At 39.8% G+C, this 22595-nt stretch carries 20 protein-coding genes (1 of these 20 cut by a window edge); 6 read left to right on the forward strand and 14 right to left on the reverse strand.

Annotated features, from left to right (window positions below):
- The 14 genes from ACPF7B_RS07885 to holA all read right to left on the reverse strand — a co-directional run.
- Nucleotides 1-594, reverse strand: partial view of a SufB/SufD family protein gene (locus ACPF7B_RS07885; protein WP_490505265.1) — the 5' portion only. Its footprint begins 492 nt before the window's first position; the window shows 594 of its 1086 coding nt (coding positions 1-594); it begins with the start codon at nucleotides 592-594; the stop codon falls past the left edge of the window.
- A 10-nt stretch (nucleotides 595-604) separates the two neighbouring features.
- Entirely contained in the window at nucleotides 605-1375 is a 771-nt protein-coding gene (gene sufC, locus ACPF7B_RS07890) for a Fe-S cluster assembly ATPase SufC (RefSeq protein WP_490505266.1), read from the reverse strand.
- A gap of 71 nt (nucleotides 1376-1446) precedes the next feature.
- Nucleotides 1447-2904: a Fe-S cluster assembly protein SufB gene (gene sufB / locus ACPF7B_RS07895; protein WP_490505267.1), complete on the reverse strand. Its 1458-nt coding sequence runs from the start codon at nucleotides 2902-2904 to the stop codon at nucleotides 1447-1449.
- 31 nt (nucleotides 2905-2935) lie between these two features.
- Nucleotides 2936-3373 (reverse strand): SUF system Fe-S cluster assembly regulator, encoded by a 438-nt coding sequence (locus ACPF7B_RS07900; protein ID WP_490505268.1) that lies wholly within the window; start codon nucleotides 3371-3373, stop codon nucleotides 2936-2938.
- A gap of 142 nt (nucleotides 3374-3515) precedes the next feature.
- On the reverse strand, nucleotides 3516-4802 hold the full coding sequence (gene eno / locus ACPF7B_RS07905; RefSeq protein WP_490505269.1) for a phosphopyruvate hydratase: 1287 nt from the start codon (nucleotides 4800-4802) through the stop codon (nucleotides 3516-3518).
- Between the two features lie 112 nt (nucleotides 4803-4914).
- On the reverse strand, nucleotides 4915-6192 hold the full coding sequence (locus ACPF7B_RS07910) for a citrate synthase (protein WP_490505270.1): 1278 nt from the start codon (nucleotides 6190-6192) through the stop codon (nucleotides 4915-4917).
- A gap of 152 nt (nucleotides 6193-6344) precedes the next feature.
- Nucleotides 6345-7376, reverse strand: a complete 1032-nt coding sequence (locus ACPF7B_RS07915) for a quinone-dependent dihydroorotate dehydrogenase (protein ID WP_490505271.1) — start codon at nucleotides 7374-7376, stop codon at nucleotides 6345-6347.
- Nucleotides 7377-7494: 118 nt separating this feature from the next.
- On the reverse strand, nucleotides 7495-7737 hold the full coding sequence (locus ACPF7B_RS07920; RefSeq protein WP_490505272.1) for a type B 50S ribosomal protein L31: 243 nt from the start codon (nucleotides 7735-7737) through the stop codon (nucleotides 7495-7497).
- A gap of 152 nt (nucleotides 7738-7889) precedes the next feature.
- The gene (gene rho, locus ACPF7B_RS07925; protein ID WP_490505273.1) at nucleotides 7890-9146 is read right to left on the reverse strand and encodes a transcription termination factor Rho; all 1257 of its coding nucleotides are present in this window, start codon (nucleotides 9144-9146) and stop codon (nucleotides 7890-7892) included.
- Between the two features lie 169 nt (nucleotides 9147-9315).
- Nucleotides 9316-9987: a DedA family protein gene (locus ACPF7B_RS07930; protein WP_490505274.1), complete on the reverse strand. Its 672-nt coding sequence runs from the start codon at nucleotides 9985-9987 to the stop codon at nucleotides 9316-9318.
- Nucleotides 9988-10003: 16 nt separating this feature from the next.
- Nucleotides 10004-10702, reverse strand: coding sequence for a lipoprotein-releasing ABC transporter ATP-binding protein LolD (gene lolD / locus ACPF7B_RS07935; protein ID WP_490505275.1), 699 nt, complete (start codon nucleotides 10700-10702; stop codon nucleotides 10004-10006).
- The gene (locus ACPF7B_RS07940; protein ID WP_490505276.1) at nucleotides 10695-11984 is read right to left on the reverse strand and encodes a lipoprotein-releasing ABC transporter permease subunit; all 1290 of its coding nucleotides are present in this window, start codon (nucleotides 11982-11984) and stop codon (nucleotides 10695-10697) included. Before ACPF7B_RS07940 ends, lolD begins: the two co-directional genes overlap by 8 nt.
- A 61-nt stretch (nucleotides 11985-12045) precedes the next feature.
- On the reverse strand, nucleotides 12046-12624 hold the full coding sequence (gene scpB / locus ACPF7B_RS07945) for an SMC-Scp complex subunit ScpB (protein WP_490505277.1): 579 nt from the start codon (nucleotides 12622-12624) through the stop codon (nucleotides 12046-12048).
- Between the two features lie 62 nt (nucleotides 12625-12686).
- On the reverse strand, nucleotides 12687-13724 hold the full coding sequence (gene holA, locus ACPF7B_RS07950; protein ID WP_490505278.1) for a DNA polymerase III subunit delta: 1038 nt from the start codon (nucleotides 13722-13724) through the stop codon (nucleotides 12687-12689).
- A 244-nt stretch (nucleotides 13725-13968) separates the two neighbouring features.
- On the opposite strand from holA, the gene ACPF7B_RS07955 reads away from it, so the two are divergent.
- From ACPF7B_RS07955 to ACPF7B_RS07980, 6 genes are all read left to right on the forward strand, one after another.
- Nucleotides 13969-14943 carry a TAXI family TRAP transporter solute-binding subunit gene (locus tag ACPF7B_RS07955; protein WP_490506518.1) on the forward strand — a complete coding sequence of 325 codons (975 nt, stop codon included), beginning with the start codon at nucleotides 13969-13971 and terminating at the stop codon, nucleotides 14941-14943.
- Entirely contained in the window at nucleotides 14924-15424 is a 501-nt protein-coding gene (locus tag ACPF7B_RS07960; protein WP_490505279.1) for a DUF1850 domain-containing protein, read from the forward strand. Before ACPF7B_RS07955 ends, ACPF7B_RS07960 begins: the two co-directional genes overlap by 20 nt.
- The gene (locus tag ACPF7B_RS07965) at nucleotides 15414-17432 is read left to right on the forward strand and encodes a TRAP transporter permease (RefSeq protein WP_490505280.1); all 2019 of its coding nucleotides are present in this window, start codon (nucleotides 15414-15416) and stop codon (nucleotides 17430-17432) included. Before ACPF7B_RS07960 ends, ACPF7B_RS07965 begins: the two co-directional genes overlap by 11 nt.
- A gap of 220 nt (nucleotides 17433-17652) precedes the next feature.
- Nucleotides 17653-19152 carry an MFS transporter gene (locus ACPF7B_RS07970; RefSeq protein ID WP_490505281.1) on the forward strand — a complete coding sequence of 500 codons (1500 nt, stop codon included), beginning with the start codon at nucleotides 17653-17655 and terminating at the stop codon, nucleotides 19150-19152.
- Nucleotides 19153-19409: 257 nt separating this feature from the next.
- Entirely contained in the window at nucleotides 19410-20588 is a 1179-nt protein-coding gene (locus tag ACPF7B_RS07975) for an amidohydrolase (RefSeq protein ID WP_490505282.1), read from the forward strand.
- A 264-nt stretch (nucleotides 20589-20852) separates the two neighbouring features.
- A complete protein-coding gene (locus ACPF7B_RS07980; protein WP_490505283.1) occupies nucleotides 20853-22580 on the forward strand; it encodes a thiamine pyrophosphate-dependent enzyme in 1728 nt (575 codons plus the stop codon).
- Nucleotides 22581-22595 lie beyond the last annotated feature (15 nt).

Consider the following 22595-nt stretch of genomic DNA (forward strand, 5'->3'; position numbering starts at 1 on the left):
TAGATGAATATCTGAGCGAGTTAAATCCCCCGTTGCCTGATAACTCATATAATGAAAATGGCTTTTTTCCGATTGCTCAGAACGGAAATTAAAAAGAGATGATGCAGAATCAGCATTGATCCCTGCACGAATAAACTCTACTTTCGCATTTTCAGCAATCTCAACATTCACTCTACCGACATTCAAGTATGTACCATTTCCAGCTTCTACCAGCATCAAAGAGGCATTAGCTCCTTTTTCAACTGTTACAACGATATCAAAATCAACTTGAATCTTTTCACCATCTGTCGCATCTGAAAAATGATAGATGACGACTGGTTTCTCAATATCACTCTTTTCTACTACGCGAATTTCTAAAAGATTACTCGTCGCTCTTACTAAAAGATTATTCGGTAAAGAGTGATCTTTAATCCAACGATCCTGCACCATTCCATTGTAGATAGGTAAGATTACGGCATCTTCTGGTAATGTCTCATTAATCGGCGCAGAGGTTTCACGTGAAACAGGCGCTTTCCAATCAACGGAGAAGAGCTTACGAAGCGGCGTATCTTTAAAACGCTCTCTACGAGCATTTTCTTTATAATTTGTTAGCATTGAGTTCTCCTTATTTATGAATGCGTGTTCCACCCGCTTCTTCACCGCGGTATGCAACATAACCTTCTTTTTCAAGCTCAAGCGCTAACTCTTTTCCACCGCTACGAACAATTTTTCCATCTGTCATAACATGTACAACATCTGGTTGAACATAATCTAAAAGGCGTTGGTAATGAGTAATGAGTAGAAATCCACGGCCACTATCACGCAAAGAATTAATACCTTCAGAAATCACACGAAGTGCATCAATATCAAGACCGGAGTCTGTCTCATCAAGAACCGCAAATTTTGGTTCTAGAACAAGCATCTGTAAAATCTCATTACGTTTCTTCTCACCGCCGGAGAAACCTGTATTCACTGCGCGCTTTAAGAAAGATGCATCCATCTTCACAGTTTTCATCTTCTCTTGAAGAAATTCATAGAACTCTAATGCATCAACTTCTTCTTCTCCTTTAGAACGGCGAATCGCATTCAAAGCACTCCGAAGGAAGTAATGATTATTCACACCTGGAAGCTCTGCAGGATATTGAAAACCTAAGAAAATTCCTAATTGCGCGCGCTCATCGGGATCAAGTTCCAAAATGCTTTTGCCTTCAAAGAGGATGTCGCCTTGGGTAATCTCATACCCTTCTTTTCCAACAATTACATTCGCTAATGTACTTTTTCCTGAACCATTAGGCCCCATGATTGCATGAACTTTGCCTGCTTCGATATCAAGAGTAACCCCTTTTAGAATCTCATTACCATCTACTTCTACATGTAAATCTTTAATGCTTAACATATTTTCTACTCTCATTTATTTTTTGTAATTTTGTGCATTTGAATAAGCCACTGCATATTCAATCAATTGTATTAACCTACACTGCCTTCAAGGCGTAGTTCAATCAGGCGCTGTGCTTCAACCGCGAATTCCATTGGAAGTTCATCAAATATCTCTTTACAGTAACCATTCACGATAAGGTTGATTGCATCTTCTTCTGAAAGACCTCGCTGCTGGCAATAGAAAAGCTGCTCCTCTGAAATTTTAGAGGTAGAGGCTTCATGCTCTACTTTTGAACTTGCATTGCGAACATCAATATAGGGGAATGTATGCGCGCCACACTTATCACCCATCAAGAGTGAATCACATTGTGAATAGTTATGTGAACCTGTGGCATTTGGACTAATACGCACGAGTCCTCGGTATGAGTTTTCTGAATAACCAGCGGAGATCCCTTTGGAAATAATAGTCGAGCGAGTATTTTTCCCTAAATGGATCATTTTGGTACCTGTATCTGCTTGCTGACGATCTTTCACAAGTGCAACAGAATAGAACTCACCCACTGATTCATCACCTTTAAGGATACAGCTTGGATATTTCCATGTAATTGCTGAACCTGTCTCCACTTGTGTCCAAGTTATTTTCGATTGAAAACCTTCACAAATACCGCGTTTTGTCACAAAGTTATAGATACCACCAGCACCATTTTCATCGCCGGGATACCAGTTTTGAACAGTTGAGTATTTAATCGTTGCCTTCTCTTTTGCAACTAACTCAACAACCGCAGCATGTAGCTGGTTTTCATCACGTTGTGGTGCTGTACAACCTTCAAGGTATGAAACATAACTCCCTTCATCAGCAACAATCAAGGTACGTTCAAATTGCCCTGTATTCGAAGCATTAATACGGAAATAGGTCGATAACTCCATCGGGCAACGCGTACCCTTCGGAATATAAACAAATGAGCCATCCGTAAATACCGCAGCATTGAGCGCTGCGAAATAATTATCATCATGCGGAACAACTGAACCTAGATGCTCTTTGACCAATTCTGGATACTCTTGCACAGCCTCACTAAATGAACAAAAAATAATACCCTGCTCAAGTAAGCGGCCTTTGTACGAGGTTGCAACAGATACAGAATCAAATACCGCATCAACTGCGACACCTGCCAAGATTTTTTGCTCTTCTAACGGAATCCCTAAACGCTCGTAGGTATAAAGAAGCTCTGGATCGACCTCATCGAGACTCTTAGGGCCATCTTGCGCTGATTTTGGCGCCGAGTAGTAAGAGATCGCTTGATAATCTATTGGGTCAATTTCTAAATGTGCCCAATCTGGCGATTCCATTTCGAGCCAGGCGCGGTAAGCTGTTAAACGATATTCTAACAACCAGTCTGGTTCATTTTTAATCTTGGAGATCTGACGAATAACATCTTCATTCAATCCCGGCGGTAATGTTGTCTGCTCAATATCGGTCGTGAAGCCATACTTATACTCTTCACTAGTGAGTGCCTCGATTCTATCTTTTTCTGTGATTTCTGCTGTCATATTTTTTATAATCGTCATTTAAATAAAAGGGTTATAAAGGACCTTGGATACGAATTTCTGTCTTAAGGTCACTCGGCGAACCGAGGAGAGATTTAAGAGTTACTTCCGAAAAGCTTTCATACAGCTTACGATTAATCACACGCCAGTGGGGTGCTAAATTACAATCGTGGGTTTTATCACAAGGATTCACGAGATCATTACAAGCATTCATCGCCACAGGACCTTCTATCGCTTCGATTACATTTAAAAGTGTGATCTCTTCAGGTGATTTCTGTAATTGATAGCCACCATACACCCCTCGAGTGGATGTCAAGAGCTCCGCTTTTACAAGTAACTTTAATACCTTTCCTACAAGCGATACATTTAGGTTACAAATTTCTGCAAGCACCGATGCGCTCATACGCTCTTCATGTGTTGCAAGTTGCGTTAGCACTAAAATGGCATAATCAGTTTCTCGGGTAATTCTCAAAATTTTACTCTCTAAAATAAATATAGGACTAATATAGTACTATATTAGTCCTAATTCAAATTTGTTTTAATAATACGCTTTATAAAAGTGCATTATTGAATTAAGTAATGCACCTCCATAATGACTACATCACATTTACAAATTAAAATTTAACTGCTTTAAATGCTTTTTTCCCTGCATATTTAGCTTTATCACCCAATTCTGCCTCAATGCAGATAAGGCGATTATATTTTGCAACGCGATCAGAACGACAGAGTGAACCCGTCTTAATTTGTGTCGCAACAGTCGCTGCCGCAATATCTGCAATTGTTGTATCTTCTGTTTCACCTGAACGATGTGAAACAACGGCAGTGTAGTTTGCATCATCTGCCATATTAATGGCATTAATTGTCTCTGTCAGCGTACCAATTTGATTAGGTTTAATAAGAATTGAGTTTGCAACCCCTGCTTTAATACCTCTTTCAAGGATTTTTGTATTTGTAACAAAAAGGTCATCCCCAACGATTTGAACGCGATCGCCTATGCGTTTTGTAAGAATATCCCAACCTTTCCAATCTTCTTCATCCATACCATCTTCAATCGTGATAATTGGATAACGATTCACCCAATCTTCAAGGAAAGCGGCAAATTCTTCTGATGTAAAGGATTTATTTTCAGATTCTAAAATATATTTACCATCTTTATAGAACTCAGAGGCGGCAATATCTAAACCTAAAAATACATCTTTACCTGGCTCATAACCTGCACGCTTAATCGCAGTCATGATCACTTCAAGCGCCTCTTCGTTTGAGCCAAGATTTGGTGCAAAACCACCTTCATCACCCACACCTGTTGCTAAACCTTTCTCAGTCAATACTGTACGAAGCTCATGAAAAACTTCTGCACCACAACGAATTGCTTCTGCAAAGGTCGGCGCACCAACAGGGAGAATCATGAACTCTTGCACATCCACAGAGTTATCGGCATGTGCCCCACCATTTAAGATGTTCATCATTGGAACAGGTAATATATATTGATCACGCTGAGCAAGATACTGATAAAGCGGGATGCCTTTCTCATTAGCTGCCGCATGTGCAACTGCCAACGAGACACCTAATAGTGCATTAGCACCGAGGTTAGATTTATTTTCTGTACCATCAAGTTTAATTAACAACTCATCAATCTCTTTCTGCTTCTCAACATCCATCCCTTTAAGGGCTTTAAAAATTGGGCCATTAACATTTTCGCAAGCTTTAAGAACACCTTTGCCCCCGTAACGTTTTTTATCACCATCACGTAACTCAACTGCCTCTTTCGCACCGGTTGATGCACCACTCGGAACAGCGGCTTCACCAGAAATACCAGAATCTAAAGTAACCTTAACCCAAACTGTTGGATTGCCACGTGAGTCCAGAATTTCTCTTGCGATAATAGAGTTAATTGCTGTCATAAAATCTCTCCAAAAATATTATTGTATAAAAGCAGAAGGTGTAGCTACAAAATAACTACACCTTCTATTATTTATTGTTCTTTACGAAATATCAAATTGACATCTGAAAAACTTATTTCACATCACGAATTTTTGGACCGATATAACGTTGACGGGGACGACCGATCTTCATGTTTGGATCCGCGATCATCTCAGCCCAATGACTAATCCAACCACTTGTACGCGCAATTGCAAACATTGGGGTAAACATTTCCACTGGAATGCCTAACGCTTTGTAAATAATACCTGAATAGAAGTCTACATTTGGATAGAGTTTACGCTCAACGAAGTACTCGTCTTTTAATGCGATCTCTTCAAGTTTCACGGCAATCTCCATTAATGGATCATTACCGTATTTCGCTAAAACTTGATCTGCGATACCTTTAATAATGCGTGCACGAGGATCAAAATTTTTGTAAACACGATGACCAAAACCCATTAAGCGGAATGGATCATTTTTATCTTTCGCTTTTGCCACAAATTTATCGATATTGCTTACATCACCGATCTCTTCAAGCATTACTAATACCGCCTCATTTGCACCACCATGCGATGGCCCCCATAATGAAGCAATACCTGATGCAATCGCTGTAAATGGATCAGCACCCGAAGAGCCCGCTAAACGAACAGTTGACGTTGATGCGTTTTGCTCATGGTCTGCATGAAGCGTGAAAAGAACATCAATTGCTTTCTCGGCTACCGGATCGACTTCATAGTCTGAACATGGTGTTGAGAACATCATCTGTAAAAAGTTTCCAGCATAGGAGAGATCATTACGTGGATAACGGATTGGTTGCCCTTTTCCATGCTTATAGCAAGCAGCCGCAATCGTTGGCATTTTTGAGATTAAACGATGCGCAATAATCATGCGATGTTCAGGATCAAAAATATTCATTTTATCATGGTAAAAGCCTGCCATTGAGGCAACCGAGCCTACTAACATTGCCATTGGATGAGAATCATATCTAAATCCCTGAAGGAATCCTTTCATATTCTCATGCATTAGAGAGTGGGTCATGATGATCTCTTTAAACTCTTTCGATTGAGATTCATTTGGTAGATCGCCATTCCAAAGAAGATAAGCAACATCAAGATAATCTTTTTTTGCGGCTAATTGCTCAATTGGATAACCACGGTATAAAAGCTCTCCTTTTTCACCATCAAGATAGGTAATTGCGCTTTCACAGCTTGCTGTAGAAACGTAACCAGGATCATAACTGAACATCGACATCTCTTTATTTAATTTTGCGATATCAATTACTGAGTTACCGTAGACAGAATCCAAAATCGGGAAATCTGCTTGATGGCCAGTTCTGTTATTAACAAATGTAACAGTATCTTTATTACTCATACTACTATCCTCCGCTAGGTTTATGCACTCCCAAAGAAGTACTTTCACCCATGCTAATTTTAAAAAACTCAAACTTGAGATAAATAATGTAATCCAACCATCTTAGTACATAAAATTGGAATTTAAAATAGCATGCTACTTAATGAGCTGATTCATTTTTCTAATCGAGACAAGATCTTACGGTTAATTTCTTCAATCAAGACAGGACCTTGATAAATAAAACCTGTATATAACTGGACTAAGGATGCGCCCGCATCCAATTTATCAAGCGCATCTTCTGCATTCATAATTCCACCCACTCCGATAATCGGAATTTCACCATGACTCTCGCTTGCTAAAAAACGGATAACTTCGAGTGAACGTTTCGTTAAAGGGGCTCCGCTTAAGCCACCAGCTTCAGCTTTATCTGTCGAGCATAGTCCCTGTCGATCAATTGTGGTATTCGTTGCGATAATACCGTCGATATGAGATTCACGGATAATCTCGATAATTTCAATCAACTGTGATTCCGAAAGATCCGGTGCTATTTTTAACAAAATAGGTTTCGGTGATGATTGCTGTTGATTTCTATTCTGTAAGCTATTTAATAAATGCAACAAAGGACCTTTCTCTTGTAGTGCTCGCAGATTTGGCGTATTAGGCGAACTCACATTCACCACAAAATAATCCACCACATCAAATAGCACATCAAAACAGGCGAGGTAATCATCAACAGCCGATTCATTAGGTGTGACTTTATTCTTACCAATATTACCCCCGATTATTAATTGATGCTTACGCTTCATTAAACGAATTTTAGCCGCTTCTACGCCATCATTATTAAATCCCATTCGATTGATAATGGCGGAGTCTTCTATTAATCGAAAAAGCCGTTTTTTAGGATTTCCGGGTTGTCCTTTAGGCGTTACGGTACCGATTTCTACAAAAGCGAAGCCAAGATCACCGAGCTCTTGATAAATTTTTGCATCTTTATCAAATCCGGCAGCTAATCCTACTGGGTGTTTAAAGGTCAATCCAAAAACCTTCCGTTTAAGACGAGGATCATCTAAAACGGTCTGTTCTCCAAGGAACATCTTACGTAACCAACGGTTTTTACTTAATAAGCGAATCCCAATAAATGCAAGTTGATGGGATTTTTCAGGATCAATTTTGAAAAATAGTTTTTGAATAATATTCTTTAACATGACATCTATTCATTCTCATTGAACACACATAAGGATGTTCTGGGTAAAAAATCAAAAAAAAAGCATCTCATATGAGATGCTTTTTCTGTAACAAATCTGAATCTGTTCACAATATTGATTAACGACCGTATTTTTTACGGAAGCGATCAACACGACCTTCAGCGTCAAGAATATTTTGTTGACCTGTAAAGAATGGGTGAGATGCAGATGTAACTTCCATACGCACTAATGGGTATTCATTACCATCTTCCCATTTGATTGTATCTTTCGTTGCAATTGTTGAACGAGTTAAAATTGCAAAATCGCTTGATGCATCTTGGAATACAACTGGGCGATAATTGATTTCATTTTGTTTTGACATAGTTATTTATCCATTAATTAATGTTATTTAGCCTATTTAAAATGCACTTAAGATTCGTCAATCCCAAGTATCTTGCATTAAAAAATAATCAAGACGAGGATTTTACTGCAAACCCCCGCTCTTTGCAAGTTTTTGGGATAGGTTACTGATTCTTAACCTTTCATCATTTGGAAAAATTCCGCATTAGTTTTGGTATCTTTCATTCGTTCAAGCATAAACTCTGCCGCTTCAATCTCATCCATTGGATGAATAAGTTTACGTAAAATCCACATTTTTTGTAGATCCTCAGAACTCATCAACAGCTCTTCGCGACGTGTTCCAGAACGGTTCACATTAATCGCTGGGAAAATACGTTTCTCAGCAATACGACGATCAAGTTGAATTTCGGAGTTACCGGTTCCCTTGAACTCTTCAAAGATCACTTCATCCATTTTCGAACCTGTATCTATCATTGCGGTTGCGATAATTGTTAAGCTTCCGCCATTTTCAATATTCCGCGCCGCGCCAAAGAAACGTTTTGGACGATGGAGCGCATTGGCATCAACCCCGCCCGAAAGTACTTTACCTGAAGAAGGAACAACCGTATTATACGCGCGCGCTAAACGGGTCATTGAATCAAGCAAGATAACTACATCACGTCCATGCTCCACTAAACGACGCGCCTTCTCAATCACCATTTCTGCCACTTGTACATGTCGAAGCGCTGGTTCATCAAAGGTTGATGCAACAACATCTCCTTTTACCAAGCGCTGCATCTCCGTAACTTCTTCCGGACGCTCATCGATAAGAAGAACAATTAAATATGCTTCGGGATGATTAATTGCTATCGATTGTGCGATATTTTGCATCATAATTGTTTTACCAGCCTTCGGTGGCGCTACAATCATGCTTCGCTGCCCTTTACCAATCGGTGCAACAATATCGATCATTCGAGCAGTAATATCTTCGCTAGAACCATTCCCAAGCTCCATCTTTAGAGCCTCATCAGGATGAATCGGCGTTAAGTTTTCAAAAGCAATTTTACGGCGATTTTTATTAACCGGCTCGTAGTTAATCTCATTTACTTTTACTAGTGCAAAATATTTTTCATTATCTTTGGGTGCACGGATTACGCCAGAAACAGTGTCCCCGGTCCGAAGATTAAAACGGCGTATTTGCGAAGGACTAATATAGACATCATCGGGCCCTGCAAGAAACGAGCTATCAACACCACGAAGGAAGCCATACCCGTCATTGAGAACCTCAAGAACACCATCGCCGATGATCTCTCCCCCTTTTTCTGCTTGTGCTTGCAAGATCGCAAAAATAAGTTCATGTTTTTTTGCTCGCATTAAACCTTGAATATCGAGCGATTCAGCAATATCGACTAGCTCTTGAGCCGTCTTCTGTTTTAATTCTGTTAGATTCATAGATTGATTATTGTAATAAGTATAAAAATAGCTTCTAAATAGATTTTAGAATGTAATAGATTCGAGTCTTTGTGGGTATTGGGCATCTTGCCCCGCATTTCCTTAAACAGCGTTTCGCTTACAAAATAGAGAAAATGGTAATGATGTAAATATTAATTTAGCGGAAAGTTTATTCTTTCTCGCCCTTTACTGCAACTTTATTTCGATATTTTGTAATTAAACTCTTCAAAATTTCAATACCTATGGGCAAAGCGGAGACAAAAACAATGCCTATAACCACTAAAGAAAAATTCTCTTTAACGACTGGAACTGTGCCAAAAAAGTATCCCGCAAACAACATAGAGATCGTCCAAATAAGTGCCCCCGCAATGTTGTAAAAACCAAAGCGTCGATAACACATCTGACTTGCACCAGCTACAAACGGAGCAAACGTTCGGACGATAGGGATAAAACGTGCAAGAATAATCGTTTTCCCTCCATGACGTTCGTAAAATTCTTCAGTTTTTCGGAGATATTTAAGCTTGAAAATTTTCGCATCTTCCTTAAATGGCTTTACGCCAAGATGCTTTCCAACTTGATAATTTACGGCATCGCCTAGTATTGCAGCCACAAGAAGAGTCCCCCATAAAACCCAAATATTTAATAATCCCATCGCGGCCAATGCCCCCGCGGCAAAGAGGAGCGAATCCCCAGGAAGAAACGGCGTCACCACTAAACCCGTTTCACAGAAAACAACAAGAATGAGTATTGCGTAAATCCAGTAACCGTAGTTATCAACGATCTGCTCTAAATAGAGATCGACATGAAGGAAGATATCCATAAACTGCATTAGCCAATCCATCTTCGATATCTCCTATTTATTCTGACTGCATATTTAAAGGATGGATCTTCAGATCTTTCAGTTGCCAACATTGATCCATCTTCTGCGCTAGCGACATATCATGTGTTACCACAATTAAAGCTGTGCCAACTTCATCATTAATCTCACACATTAGGTCAAAAATCGCATGAGCATTATCTTCATCGAGATTCCCTGTTGGCTCATCAGCCAAAACTGCAGCAGGCTTTGTTACTAAGGCACGTGCAATTGCTACACGCTGACGTTCACCGCCTGAAAGTTTCCCTGGCCGATGACTTAAGCGATGACCTAGTCCCACACGTTTAAGAAGAGATTCCGCCTCACCACGGGCTTTTTGAATATCACCCCCTCCAATAATAAGCGGCAATGCAACATTATCAAGAGCCGAAAATTCTGGTAATAGATGATGGAACTGATAGATAAAGCCTAAATATTGATTACGGAGATAACCCCGTTTGGCTTCTGATTCATGATTAAAATGGTGGCCATCAAGGTAGATATCACCGGAAGTTGGTTTATCAAGCCCCGATATAATATGCATTAAGGTGCTTTTCCCTGCACCTGAAGAGCCCACAATAGCTATACGATCACCTTGGAAAATTTGAAAGCTAAGATTTTTGAAAATCTCGATCTCTTCTTTCTGATCAATGAAGGTTTTAGAGATATTCTGCACATCAAGTACAAGTTGTTTATTCATAACGTAAGGCCTCTGCTGGCTGAGTTCTAGATGCTTTCCATGCAGGATAGAGTGTTGCAACACTGGCTAAAATAAAGGCGATACCAGCGATTGTTGCTACATCTGAAAAGAGCACAATCGATGGGATTTCTGAAATGGGATAGACACTTGGTTCAAAAAGTGTTTTACCAACAAGATGCTCGATCCAACGGACAATATCCGCTACATTAAGAGCAATCAGTAAACCTAAAATAATCCCAATTACAGCGCCGAAGAATCCGATAAACGTTCCTTGCACCATAAATATAGCCATAATTTTACGCGGCGGCATCCCCAATGTTCTTAAAATAGCAATTTCAGAGCGTTTTTCTGTAACGACCATGACTAACATCGAAACAACATTAAAAACTGCGACTGCAACAATAAGACTCATAATTAAAAACATTGAGATTTTCTCAATCTCGATCATCTTAAAAAGTGCAGCAAATTGATTAACCCAAGTATAGACTGAATAATCTTGTGTCAGCGCAGGATTGATCTGTAAGTAATATCCCGTTTCACGCGCTTTCATTGGATCTTCCAACTTTAAGCGAATACCGGTAACGGCTCCTTTGGGTACTCGATAGAGAATACCGGCATCCTTCATACTCATAAAAATATTACTAATATCGTATTCATAGATTCCGGCATGAAATAGCCCAACAATCTGTAATTTTTTCATTCGTGGGGCAGCTCCCGCGACTGTAACATTGATATCAGATGTGATTAGCGATATATAATCACCAATATTTACCCCTAACCGATTCGCCATATCACGACTAATCATCACCCCAAATGGCGTGCTATTTAATACATCAAAAGTGCCTGCGGTAAGTTGCCTAGTTAAGGGATCAAGTACCGTAATCGATTCAGCGAGTGGTGAGACTTTTGGTTCATATTGCGCATCAACTCCATAAACTTGTACCGGTAACATTAGTCCTGAAGAATTCACTAATCCTTGCCCTTCAATATAGGGGGCGCTTCCGACCACATTCTCTTGTTGATCTGTGATCGGTAATAATGCTTGCCAATTTTCAATATAGCCTTGCCGCTCATTAAGAATTCGATTATGAAAGGCCATTGAAATACTACGCTCTGCGACTTCTTTCTGAAATCCATTCATCACCGATAGCACCACAATCATGGTCATAACACCCAGTGCTATGCCACCGATAGAGACAAAGGAGATAAAGGAGATAAAGTTGTTTTTTCGTTTAGCGGCGGTGTAGCGTAAGCCGATAAAGAGTGGTAAAGGTCTAAACATACAATCTCATCAAAAAATGATTAATCGGTTAGAAATATCTAAAGCAAAATGCTCGATAGAGTTATATCGTTAACTCTGCCTCTTCTGAGCCTGTCATTTCACTAAAGAGCGCTTCTAATTCAGGTAATGCTGGTAATTCTTTTAATGATTTTAAATTAAAATCATCCAAAAACTGTTCTGTTGTCGCATATAACATCGGGCGACCTGGGGATTCTTTACGACCGACAACTTTGATCCATTCTCGATCTTCAAGGGTTTTAATAATATTACTATTTACCGCAACACCGCGCACAGCTTCAATATCACCCCGTGTAATCGGCTGTTGGTAAACGATTAATGCGAGCGTTTCAAAAAATGCCGCACTGTATCGTTGCTGTTTTGCTTCGAAGAGTTTACCAACCCATGGGGCAAATCGTTCTGGAATCTGAAATCGCCAACCCGATGCCACTTCAACTAATTCAATGCCACCTTGAACAGCTCGATAGTGCGCCTCTAATTCAAAAAGTGCACGAATAATATCGCTCTCCCCATACTCCTCTCCTTCTAAAATCATGAGAATTTCCTTGAGAGAAAGCGGTACTTCTGAGGCCATTAAAATAGCTTCAAGCAATGATTTTAATTGATCCGGCTGTTCATTCATAACTTTTTGATATATTTTGATTATTAATAATATTTTAACAGCATTGCTGTTGTGAACTAGAGCTATTTTACCACGGGTATTGCACTTAAGGAGAGCAGCCGTTTTCCTGAAAGTGCAAAGGCTACACGCCGAATAGCATTCCATGGATTTTCCTTAATCTGCCCTTTAATCGCATGATCAATCTGCACAACCATCTTCATAATATTACGCCATGAACGCAAAGAGATTCGTCCTAATGCTTGTTGATAAAGTGGTTGTTTATTACGCCATACTTTTGAAAGTACTTGCTGAAGGTTCTTCCCCTCATTAAGCTCAAACAGCATCTCTCCGAGTGTTGTAATCTCTTTTTGTAAAAGAAAGTTGACCAATGTCGGCGCATCACCTTCTTCTTCAAAAGCCCTTATAATTCGATCAATTCGAACAATATCTCCTTCCAAAATCGCATCGCTTAAATCAAAAGCAATGAACTTCGAACTTTGCGTTAACGCATCTTTCAAAGCCTCTGCTGAAATCGCTTCCTCACCATAATAAAGCGCTAAATAATCCAATTCTTGAATAACGGAGAAAAGATTACCCTCATTATTTTGGGCAAGGAGGTCAACAGCATCTTTTTGTAAATGAACGTTACGCTGTTTCGCTTCATTAAAAATCCATCCCGGATACTCATGCACACGCGGAGGATAGAGAAATGAAACAACGCCTACTTTATCAATACTTGCAACCCATTTTGCTTTTTGTTGCGCCGACTTTAATTGTGGTGTCGAGATTAAGAGAAAGAGTTCAGGAATCGGATTTGAGAAATACTTTTCCAAAGCTGCCTGTGCTTTTCGATCTGGTAAACTATTGAAGCGTAGTTCAATAATTTTTTGCTCAGAGAAGAGTGAGAGCGATTGAGTTTCCTCAATAAATTGATCCCAATTGAATTTACCATCAACCTCAAAGAGAATTCGCTCTTTAAATCCTATTTCACGATAAAAATGGCGCACCTGATCCATTAGATGAATAGTTAAATAGGGTTCATCACCTGCGACTAACAGTGCTGCTATATTGGCCGTATGCTTTCGCAAAGCTGGCATCACTTCATAAGAGTTTAACCGCATAATTGTTTCAAATTCATTTAGCTACCGAAGAGCTTTCAGTATACACGTCTTGAGTCTTTTCGGTCTATTTTCAACCTTAATTTAACAAATTTACAACAACTCGCCGTTTCATTTAAAAAATATAATATCGACATGTTGCATGCTATTGTATATAACTACTAAAAGAAAACTATAAAAATTACCGCGCGGCTTTAAAGCCGACGCTTTTAAAAAACACTATTTGGAGGAATAGATCATGCGTGCAATCTTAAAATTGAAGAAATTGCTCCTAATCACCACATTTGCATCATTATTGGTTGCATGTAGTGATGATGATAAATCAACCGCTCAACAAGCAGATAAACTCGATACTCGTTTTGTGACAATCGCAACCGGGGGATCTTCTGGACCGTACAATATTATCGGAACAACCCTTGGGCAGATTTATAACAAAACATACGGCGTTAACTCAAAGTCTCAGACAACCGGCGCATCGGTGCAAAACGTGAATCTTGTTAATCAAGGGAAAGTAGAGATGGCGCTCACGATGAGTGATGTGCTGAGTCAAGCAGTTGAAGGTATAGGTTCATTTCCCCAAAAGGTAGATAATGTTGTCCAAGTTGCCGCACTCTATCCGAACTATGTACAGATTGTGACCTCGAAAAAATCCGGAATTAAAACAATGGATGATCTTCGTGGCAAACGTGTTGCAGTGGGCGACCTAAACTCTGGTACAGAACTCAACGCACGAGCACTCTTGAATGGTCACGGCATCACTTATGATGATTTAAAAGTGGATTATTTAGGTTTTGCAGAAGCTGTGGATGCGCTTCGCGGAGGCAAGATTGATGCGGCGGTTTTAACAAGTGGATTACCCAATGCATCTATTATGGAATTAGAGCAAGGATTTGACCTTCAACTTGTAGAGATCCGTAAGCCGATGGTCGATGAGATCTCAAAAGATCAAGCTTACTTTATCTCATCAGAGATTCCTGCCGGCACTTATAATAATGATTCACCGATTCCAACAGCGATCATCGTCAATGCATTAGTTGTTCGTAAGGATATGAGTGATGAAGATGTTTATAAGTTAACCAAGACATTCTTTGAAAATCTTGATAATCTCGCAAATGCTCATCAGGCAGCAAAAGGGATTACGCTTGAAAATGCGAAAAAAGGCTTAGTGGCTCCGCTCCATCCCGGTGCGAAGAGATACTACGATGAGCAGCAAAAGCCATAACTACCATTGGATTGAGAAGGGGCTTCTCTTAGCACTCTTCTCACTTCTTCTCATGGGGATGATGATTCCATCAAAAGTGATTACTGTCCATTATTCCGAGCAGCAATGCAAATTATCGGGCAGCCAATTTTCACTTTCGTGGATCCATTCCGTTGATAAAACACCGTGGATTGAGCATTATCGCTTAACACCTTCCGGCCTTCTCTTAACCGAGACCCTTTTTAAGACCTTTGGTGCCGGTGTTCCCCATGATGGTGAAGTTCTACCTTCACAAGATGGTATGATTCACTACCGTATCAACCAACCTGTTAATACAATTAATTGGGTCGTCGATCATGATGTTCGCTCCACCATTACTCACGAAACAGGTGAGAATTTTCCGATCTATCAATATGTAGATCGCTACACTCCGGTAGAGATTCGCCCCCTAAAAATCAATCTTTGGCAACTTTTGTCCATAAGGAAATGTCATGAGCCGTAACGAATCTGCTAAATATCATATTGCAGAGACCATTCCTGCTGATACCGAACAGCTACTTGAAAAATTTGATCGTGAATCGATTGTCAGAACGCCGAGTAGCCGTAATTTACGCTACTTTATCTCTTGCTTTGCAATTTTTTATTCACTTTTCCATCTCTGGACAACCTATAATCCCATGCCTGAATTGCTCTACCGAGCAACACATGTCAGTGTGGGAATTGCGTTAGTCTTTCTTATTTATCCAACTTATAAAAACCAACGCCGCGATAAGATCGCTTGGTATGATTGGATTTTAGTCGCGCTTTCATTTCTCTCGCTAGGATATCTTTTCACACAATATCAAGCAATTGCGACTATCCGTGGAGGCATTGCCAATAGCACCGATATTGCGATGTCCATTTTAACGATTATCTTAGTAATGGAAGCTGCACGCCGAGTAATGGGAATGATTCTGCCTATATTAGCTGCGATCTTCCTCGCCTATCCATTTTTTAGTGATGCAAGTTTCTTACCTCGCGTATTACAGACGCGCCCATTTGATCTTAGTGATATCTTTGGTCATCTCTACATTACAACGGAAGGACTCTATTCATCAGCCGTTGGTGCATCTGTTTCCTTTATTTTCCTCTTTATTCTCTTTGGAGCATTTTTGAATAAGTCTGGAATGGGGCAGCTCTTTAATGATTTAGCATTAGCTCTTGCCGGCCATAAGCAGGGTGGACCTGCTAAAGTCGCTGTTGTTGCAAGCGGCTTTATGGGCAGCATTAATGGCTCTGCCGTTGGGAATGTTGTCGGTACAGGCGTATTTACCATTCCGATGATGAAACGTGTCGGATATAGTAAAAACTTTGCTGGCGCAGTCGAAGCAAGCGCCTCTGTTGGCGGACAAATTTTGCCACCCATTATGGGAGCAAGTGCCTTTATAATGGCGGAAACGACCGGAATTTCCTACGGAACCATTGCGCTTGCAGCGCTCTTCCCGGCACTTCTCTACTACTTGGGAGTTATTGCACAAGTTCACTTTAGAGCAGGAAAAGATAATCTTAAAGGAATTCCTAAGGCTGACCTTCCACGTGTAAAAGAAGTCCTCAAAGAACGCGGTCATCTGCTTCTACCTATTGTCGCGCTTGTCTATTTCTTAGGAAATAATATGCCCATTAGCTACGCCGCTTTTAATACGATTGCGATCGCTATTGTCGTCAGTCAGTTCCGTAAAACAACGCGCATGAGCTTTAAAAATATTTTAGAAGCGCTTGAAGATGGGGCTCGTCAATCACTATCGGTTATGGCTGCTTGTGCAGTTATCGGTATTGTGATTGGAGTGTTAAGCTTAACCTCTGCGGCAACGGATCTAATTGGCTCTATTACTGGACAAGGCGAGGGTTTGCTTTTAGTAACACTTCTATTAACAATGGTAGCATCAATGATTCTTGGAATGGGATTACCTTCTATTCCTGCTTACATCATTACAGCAACAATTGCCGCGCCAGCACTGGCAAATATTGGTATTCCAGTTATTGTCGCCCATCTCTTTGTTTTCTACTTTGGACTCTTTGCTAATATTACCCCGCCCGTTGCATTAGCGTCGTTTGCAGGAGCAGGAATTGCCGGCGGCGATCCAATGAAAACAGGCTGGCAATCGCTTAAGTTATCGGTTGCTGGGTTTATCGTTCCCTTTATGTTTGTCTATAATCCAGCGATGTTGATGATTGATACTGCTGGTTTACCAATGAATGCGACAGAATTCCCGATTCCACCGATCTTCGATATGATCAGCATCACGATTACCTCTATTATCGGAATTATCGCTCTAAGTGCTGCTGTTGAAGGCTACTTCAAGGCAAACTTTAGTGTAATCGGGCGAATTATTCTCGCGATTGGTGCATTAATGCTTGTTGTACCAGAAATGGTTACCGATATCATCGGGGCTATTATTGTATTAACGATCTTAATTATTAATATCAAAAAATTACCAATTCCAATTATTAATCGCTCTTTTTCAATGTAACAGCTGGGCTAAACTCACAGAAAAGAGAATTGTGGTTTATCCATGATTCTCTTTTCTTTTTTATACAAGAAACCCATTATCGATTTTGAATATTTGACAGATATACCAAAACCTTTACGAATCGATTGATTCGATAAATATAAAAAATATAGACGCTTTTTTAACTTCCTTATAAAATCAAAAATTGAATAATAATTCATCTATTTAACAAAGGATCTTTATGCCTAAAAAATGGAAAATTTTAGGGCTCATTATATTAATTTATCTCCCTGTGTCTATTGATGCGACTGTTCTACACGTTGCTGTTCCCACATTAGGGGTTGAACTCTCGGCAACAGCAACAGAGCTCTTATGGGTTATCGATATCTACTCATTAATGATGGCAGGATTACTACTTCCAATGGGCGTTCTCGGTGATCGCATTGGTTATAAAAAACTCGCAATTACCGGACTCATTATTTTTGGGTTTTCATCACTCTTTGCGGCTTTAAGTAGCTCTGCAGTGATGCTAATTATTGCCCGAGCAGCGTTAGCGATAGGGGCGGCAATGATCTTACCTGCAACGCTCTCAGGTGTACGGCAAACATTTACCGATGATACTGAACGCGCAACAGCATTAGGCTTATGGACAACGATCGGGGTTGCTGGTGCAGCACTTGGTCCGCTTGTAGGTGGTTACCTTCTACAATACTTCTATTGGGGATCTGTTTTCTTAATTAATATTCCGATTGTTATCGCTGCGCTCATCGGCATTCTCATTATTATCCCTCCTCAAAGGGAAAATCCTCAACAAAAATGGCAAATTGGTAAAGCGTTAATTTTTATCAGCGGAATTTTATTAACAATCTATGCGTTAAAATCCTTTGTCAAAATGAATGCCAATATTGTTACTTCTATCCTATTGGCAGTTATTGGCATAGCGGTACTCTTCTTTTTTGTCCGACGTGAATTAAAATTAGAAATGCCGATGTTTGACTTTTCTCTCTTAAAATTACGTACCTTAACCATTGGTGTTATTATCGCGATTACAGCAATGATTAGCTTAGTGGGATTCGAATTTGTTATGGCACAAGAATTGCAATATGTCTATAAGTTTTCCCCACTCAAAGCAGGACTCTTTATGTTGCCACTCATGCTTGCAAGCGGTTTAGGTGGGCCGATTGCAGGATCGCTGGTATCTCGTTTCGGACTACGATCAGTCGCAGCAATTGGTATTGCCGTTAGCGCCTTAAGTTTTTTCGGCTTAGCATTTACTAGTATCATCGACCAGACCTATATTGCATGGGGATTTATGGTTCTATTGGGATTAAGTATTGGAATTGCACTCTTAGCATCTACAACGGCAATTATGTCGGCTGCACCACCAGAGAAATCCTCATCAGCAGGTGCAATCGAGGGAATGGCCTACGAATTAGGCGCAGGATTTGGTGTGGTTTTTTTTGGGATGTTGCTTACAATCATTTTTACAACGCACATTACTCTCCCAGTAGAATTGTTACCTGAGCAAGCTCAACTTGCCTCTAGTTCCATCAATCAAGCTTTTATTATTGCCGGACAACTTACTGATTCACAAGCGGCTATTAACCTAGTGACTTCAGCAAAAGACTCTTTTGTCTTTGCGCATTTTTATGTTCTGATTATCTCAGGCAGTTTACTCACATTACTAACATTTTTAGTATGGCGATTTTTACCAAAGAAAGTGATTGCTATGCAACACTAATCAATTAACCAATAAGTATTGTAACGGAAAGGATGTTCCATGTGAAACATCCTTTTCTACTCAATAACACAACGTAGAACTATATGCTTTGAGCTAGAAAGTATTATAGAAAATAAAACTAATATACAATTCAAAAACTTATACCTTATGATAAAACTTGCATATCGCTAAAAGCAGTTGTAATTTGTAACGATGATTATCGTTAATCAACTAGAAACAACAGAAGCCCCCCTCTTTTCCCTCAATGGAGAACTAAAATGAGCACTCTTGAAGTCTTACAATCGTGGCAAGATGAAGCACGCGAAATTAGACATTCAATTCACCAATACCCTGAACTTGGCTTTGAAGAAATAAATACTCAAAAGAAAATTATTGAACTTCTTGAAGATTATGGCGTTGATTCAATCGATACAACTTTTGCAAAAACAGCGACTATTGCCACAATAAAAGGGAATCACCCTGGAAAATTCATCGGCTTACGTGCTGATATGGATGCTCTTCCCGTTACTGAAATGAATGACTTTGCTCATCAATCAAAACATGATGGAAAAATGCATGCATGTGGGCATGATGGTCATACCACAATGCTATTGATGACTGCTAAATATTTAGCGAAAAACCGTGATTTTGCAGGAACTGCGGTTCTATTCTTTCAACCTGCAGAAGAAGGCCGCGGTGGTGCGGAAACACTTGTAGTAAAAGAAAATGTATTACAAAAGTATCCCGTCGATGCAATCTATGCAATGCATAACTGGCCGAGTCTCGAAGCTGGGAAGTTTGCTATAAAACCAGGCAGCATTATGGCAAGCTCCGACCGAATTTTTATCCATATTAAAGGCAAAAGCGGACATGCCGGGCTTCCGCAACATACGCAAGACCCTCTTCTCGTTGCAACCCATATCTATCAAGGCATACAAGGACTAGTTGCGCGCACGATTGATCCGACATCGCCGATTGTGGTTGCTATTACTCAAATGCACGGCGGTGAAACAACAAATGTTATTTCGGGCTTTGCAGATATGGCAGGGACTATTCGCACCCATAATGAGGCTGTACGAAAAGATATTATTGCAAAAATCGAAGCTTTAACAATTAATATGGCAAAAGCTTTTAGCATGGAAGCAACATTTAATCTCGGACCTGTCAGCCACCCTGTTACCATAAATACTCCGGAAGAAGCAGAAAGAGCGATTAAAGTTGCCCAAGATTTAGTAGGTAAAGAGAATGTTATTCTCGATATTGATCGTCAAATGACAAGCGAAGATTTCGCATTCTTCTTGGAAAAAGTTCCCGGCTGCTATCTCTTTATTGGCAATGGTGATGAGCAAGCAAACCATTCTATTGGCCTTCATAATAGTACGTATGACTTTAATGATGAAATAATTCCTTTAGGTGCAGCCTTTTTAGTAGAAACTATTCGATCCTATCAAAAATAGCACGCCATTTCCTCCGAATGACCATTTCAGAAAGAGTTCTATTATTAGAAGTAGGACTCTTTTTTATTGTCTTATATTTCAATTCATTACCCATAAAAACACGATTCACCTTACAATATTAATGCTTAATATTTATGATTTTTAAAAATCTATAACTTATTTTTATCAATATTTTTCCATTTATTTAAGAAAACATTTTTTTAGGTAAAAAACATTATGCTAAAGTGGTATTAACATTTTGATAAAAAAGAAGGATGATTGATAATGTCTAAGAAAAAAGTCGCTCAAATCGTTGTTGAAGTAATGGAAAATGCTGGTGTTAAACGTTGTTATGGCGTTGTCGGAGATACACTGAACGAAGTAACTGATGCAATGCGTTACCATAGCAATATTGAATGGGTGCATATGCGCCATGAAGAAGCAGGTGGATTTGCCGCCGGTGCAGAAGCCTTTATGACTAAGAATCTCACGGCATGTGCAGGTTCATGTGGCCCGGGAAGCCTTCACTTTATCAATGGTCTATTTGAAAGCCATCGTAATGGCTCACCGGTTGTGCTAATCGCTAGCCAATTGCCTACAAATGTTTTAGGTACGAACTTCCCTCAAGAAGTTGATTACACCCCTATTTATAAAACATGTTCTGTCTTTTGCGAAACAGTTACCAATGCAGAAGAAGCAAAACGCATTATGATGAGTGCTTGTCAAGCAGCGTTAACAGAGAAAGGCGTTGCGGTTGTTATTCTTCCCTCTGATATCAGTGCAACTGAGGTAGAAGATAAACCCGTATTACAGCAATATCAACCAAAACAACCCGTTCTACGTCCGCAAAATGATGAAATTCTTAAGATAGCAGAATTACTCAATAGCGGCGGGAAAATCGGCGTTTTTGCCGGCGCAGGCTGTGAAGGTGCTCGCGATGAGGTTATTGCGCTTTGTAAAAAACTACAAGCACCAATGGCACACACTTCTCGCGCTAAAGATTTTGTAGAATGGGATAATCCTTATAATGTTGGAATGACCGGAATGCTCGGCGTTAAATCAGGTTATGAGATGATTCAAAACTGCGATACGCTCATTATTCTTGGCGCTGACTTTGCCTGGTCACAATTCTATCCGAAAAAAGCGAAGATTATCCAAGTAGATACGGATCCTAAAAAATTAGGTTTACGTCATGCTATTGAACTCGGTGTCATTGGCAATATAAAAGATACGCTTCAAGCACTTCTTCCTTCCATACATGAACGACATCAATCTGAATTTTTAGATACTTATACCAAGATGCATGAAAAAGCCATTGCGACTCTTGATAAAAAGGCTGTCGCTGATGCAGAAGATCTTATTCACCCACAATATCTTACTGAATTACTCAGTCAATATGCCGATAAAGATGCGCTTTTAGCAGCTGATACAGGTTCTGCGATGGCGTGGTCGCTTCGACATTTCCGTACAAATGGTGAACGCCGAACACTCCTTTCTATGAAGCATGGCACAATGGCGAATGCAATGTCACAAGCTATTGGGTTACAAAAAGCCTATCCCAATCGACAAGTGATTTCTCTCTCTGGCGATGGTGGATTTACAATGTTAATGGGTGACCTGTTAACGCTTGTTCAAGAAAAAATTCCACTAAAAGTCGTTATCCTTAATAATGGAACGCTTGATTTCGTTGAGTTAGAAATGAAAGCGGAAGGCATCATGAATAGCTACACCGATCTTCAAAATCCTGACTTTGCAAAAGTTGCCGAAGCCGTAGGTGTGAAAGGATTTTCGGTGAAAAATTCCCATGACCTTGAAGAGATTGTCAAAACATTCTTAGCCCATGATGGACCTGCGGTATTAGATGTTCATATTAGCCGTTTAGAGCTTATCTGGCCGCCACATACCGAATTTAGTAACTATAAAAACATGGCACTTTATGGAGCAAAAGCAGTACTCGGAGGGGAAGGTCATACATTCTTTGAAATGCTAAAAGATAACTTCCTAAAGAAATAACCACTATTTAAATAT

This window comes from Ignatzschineria sp. 22MB058224 (genome assembly GCF_058188435.1).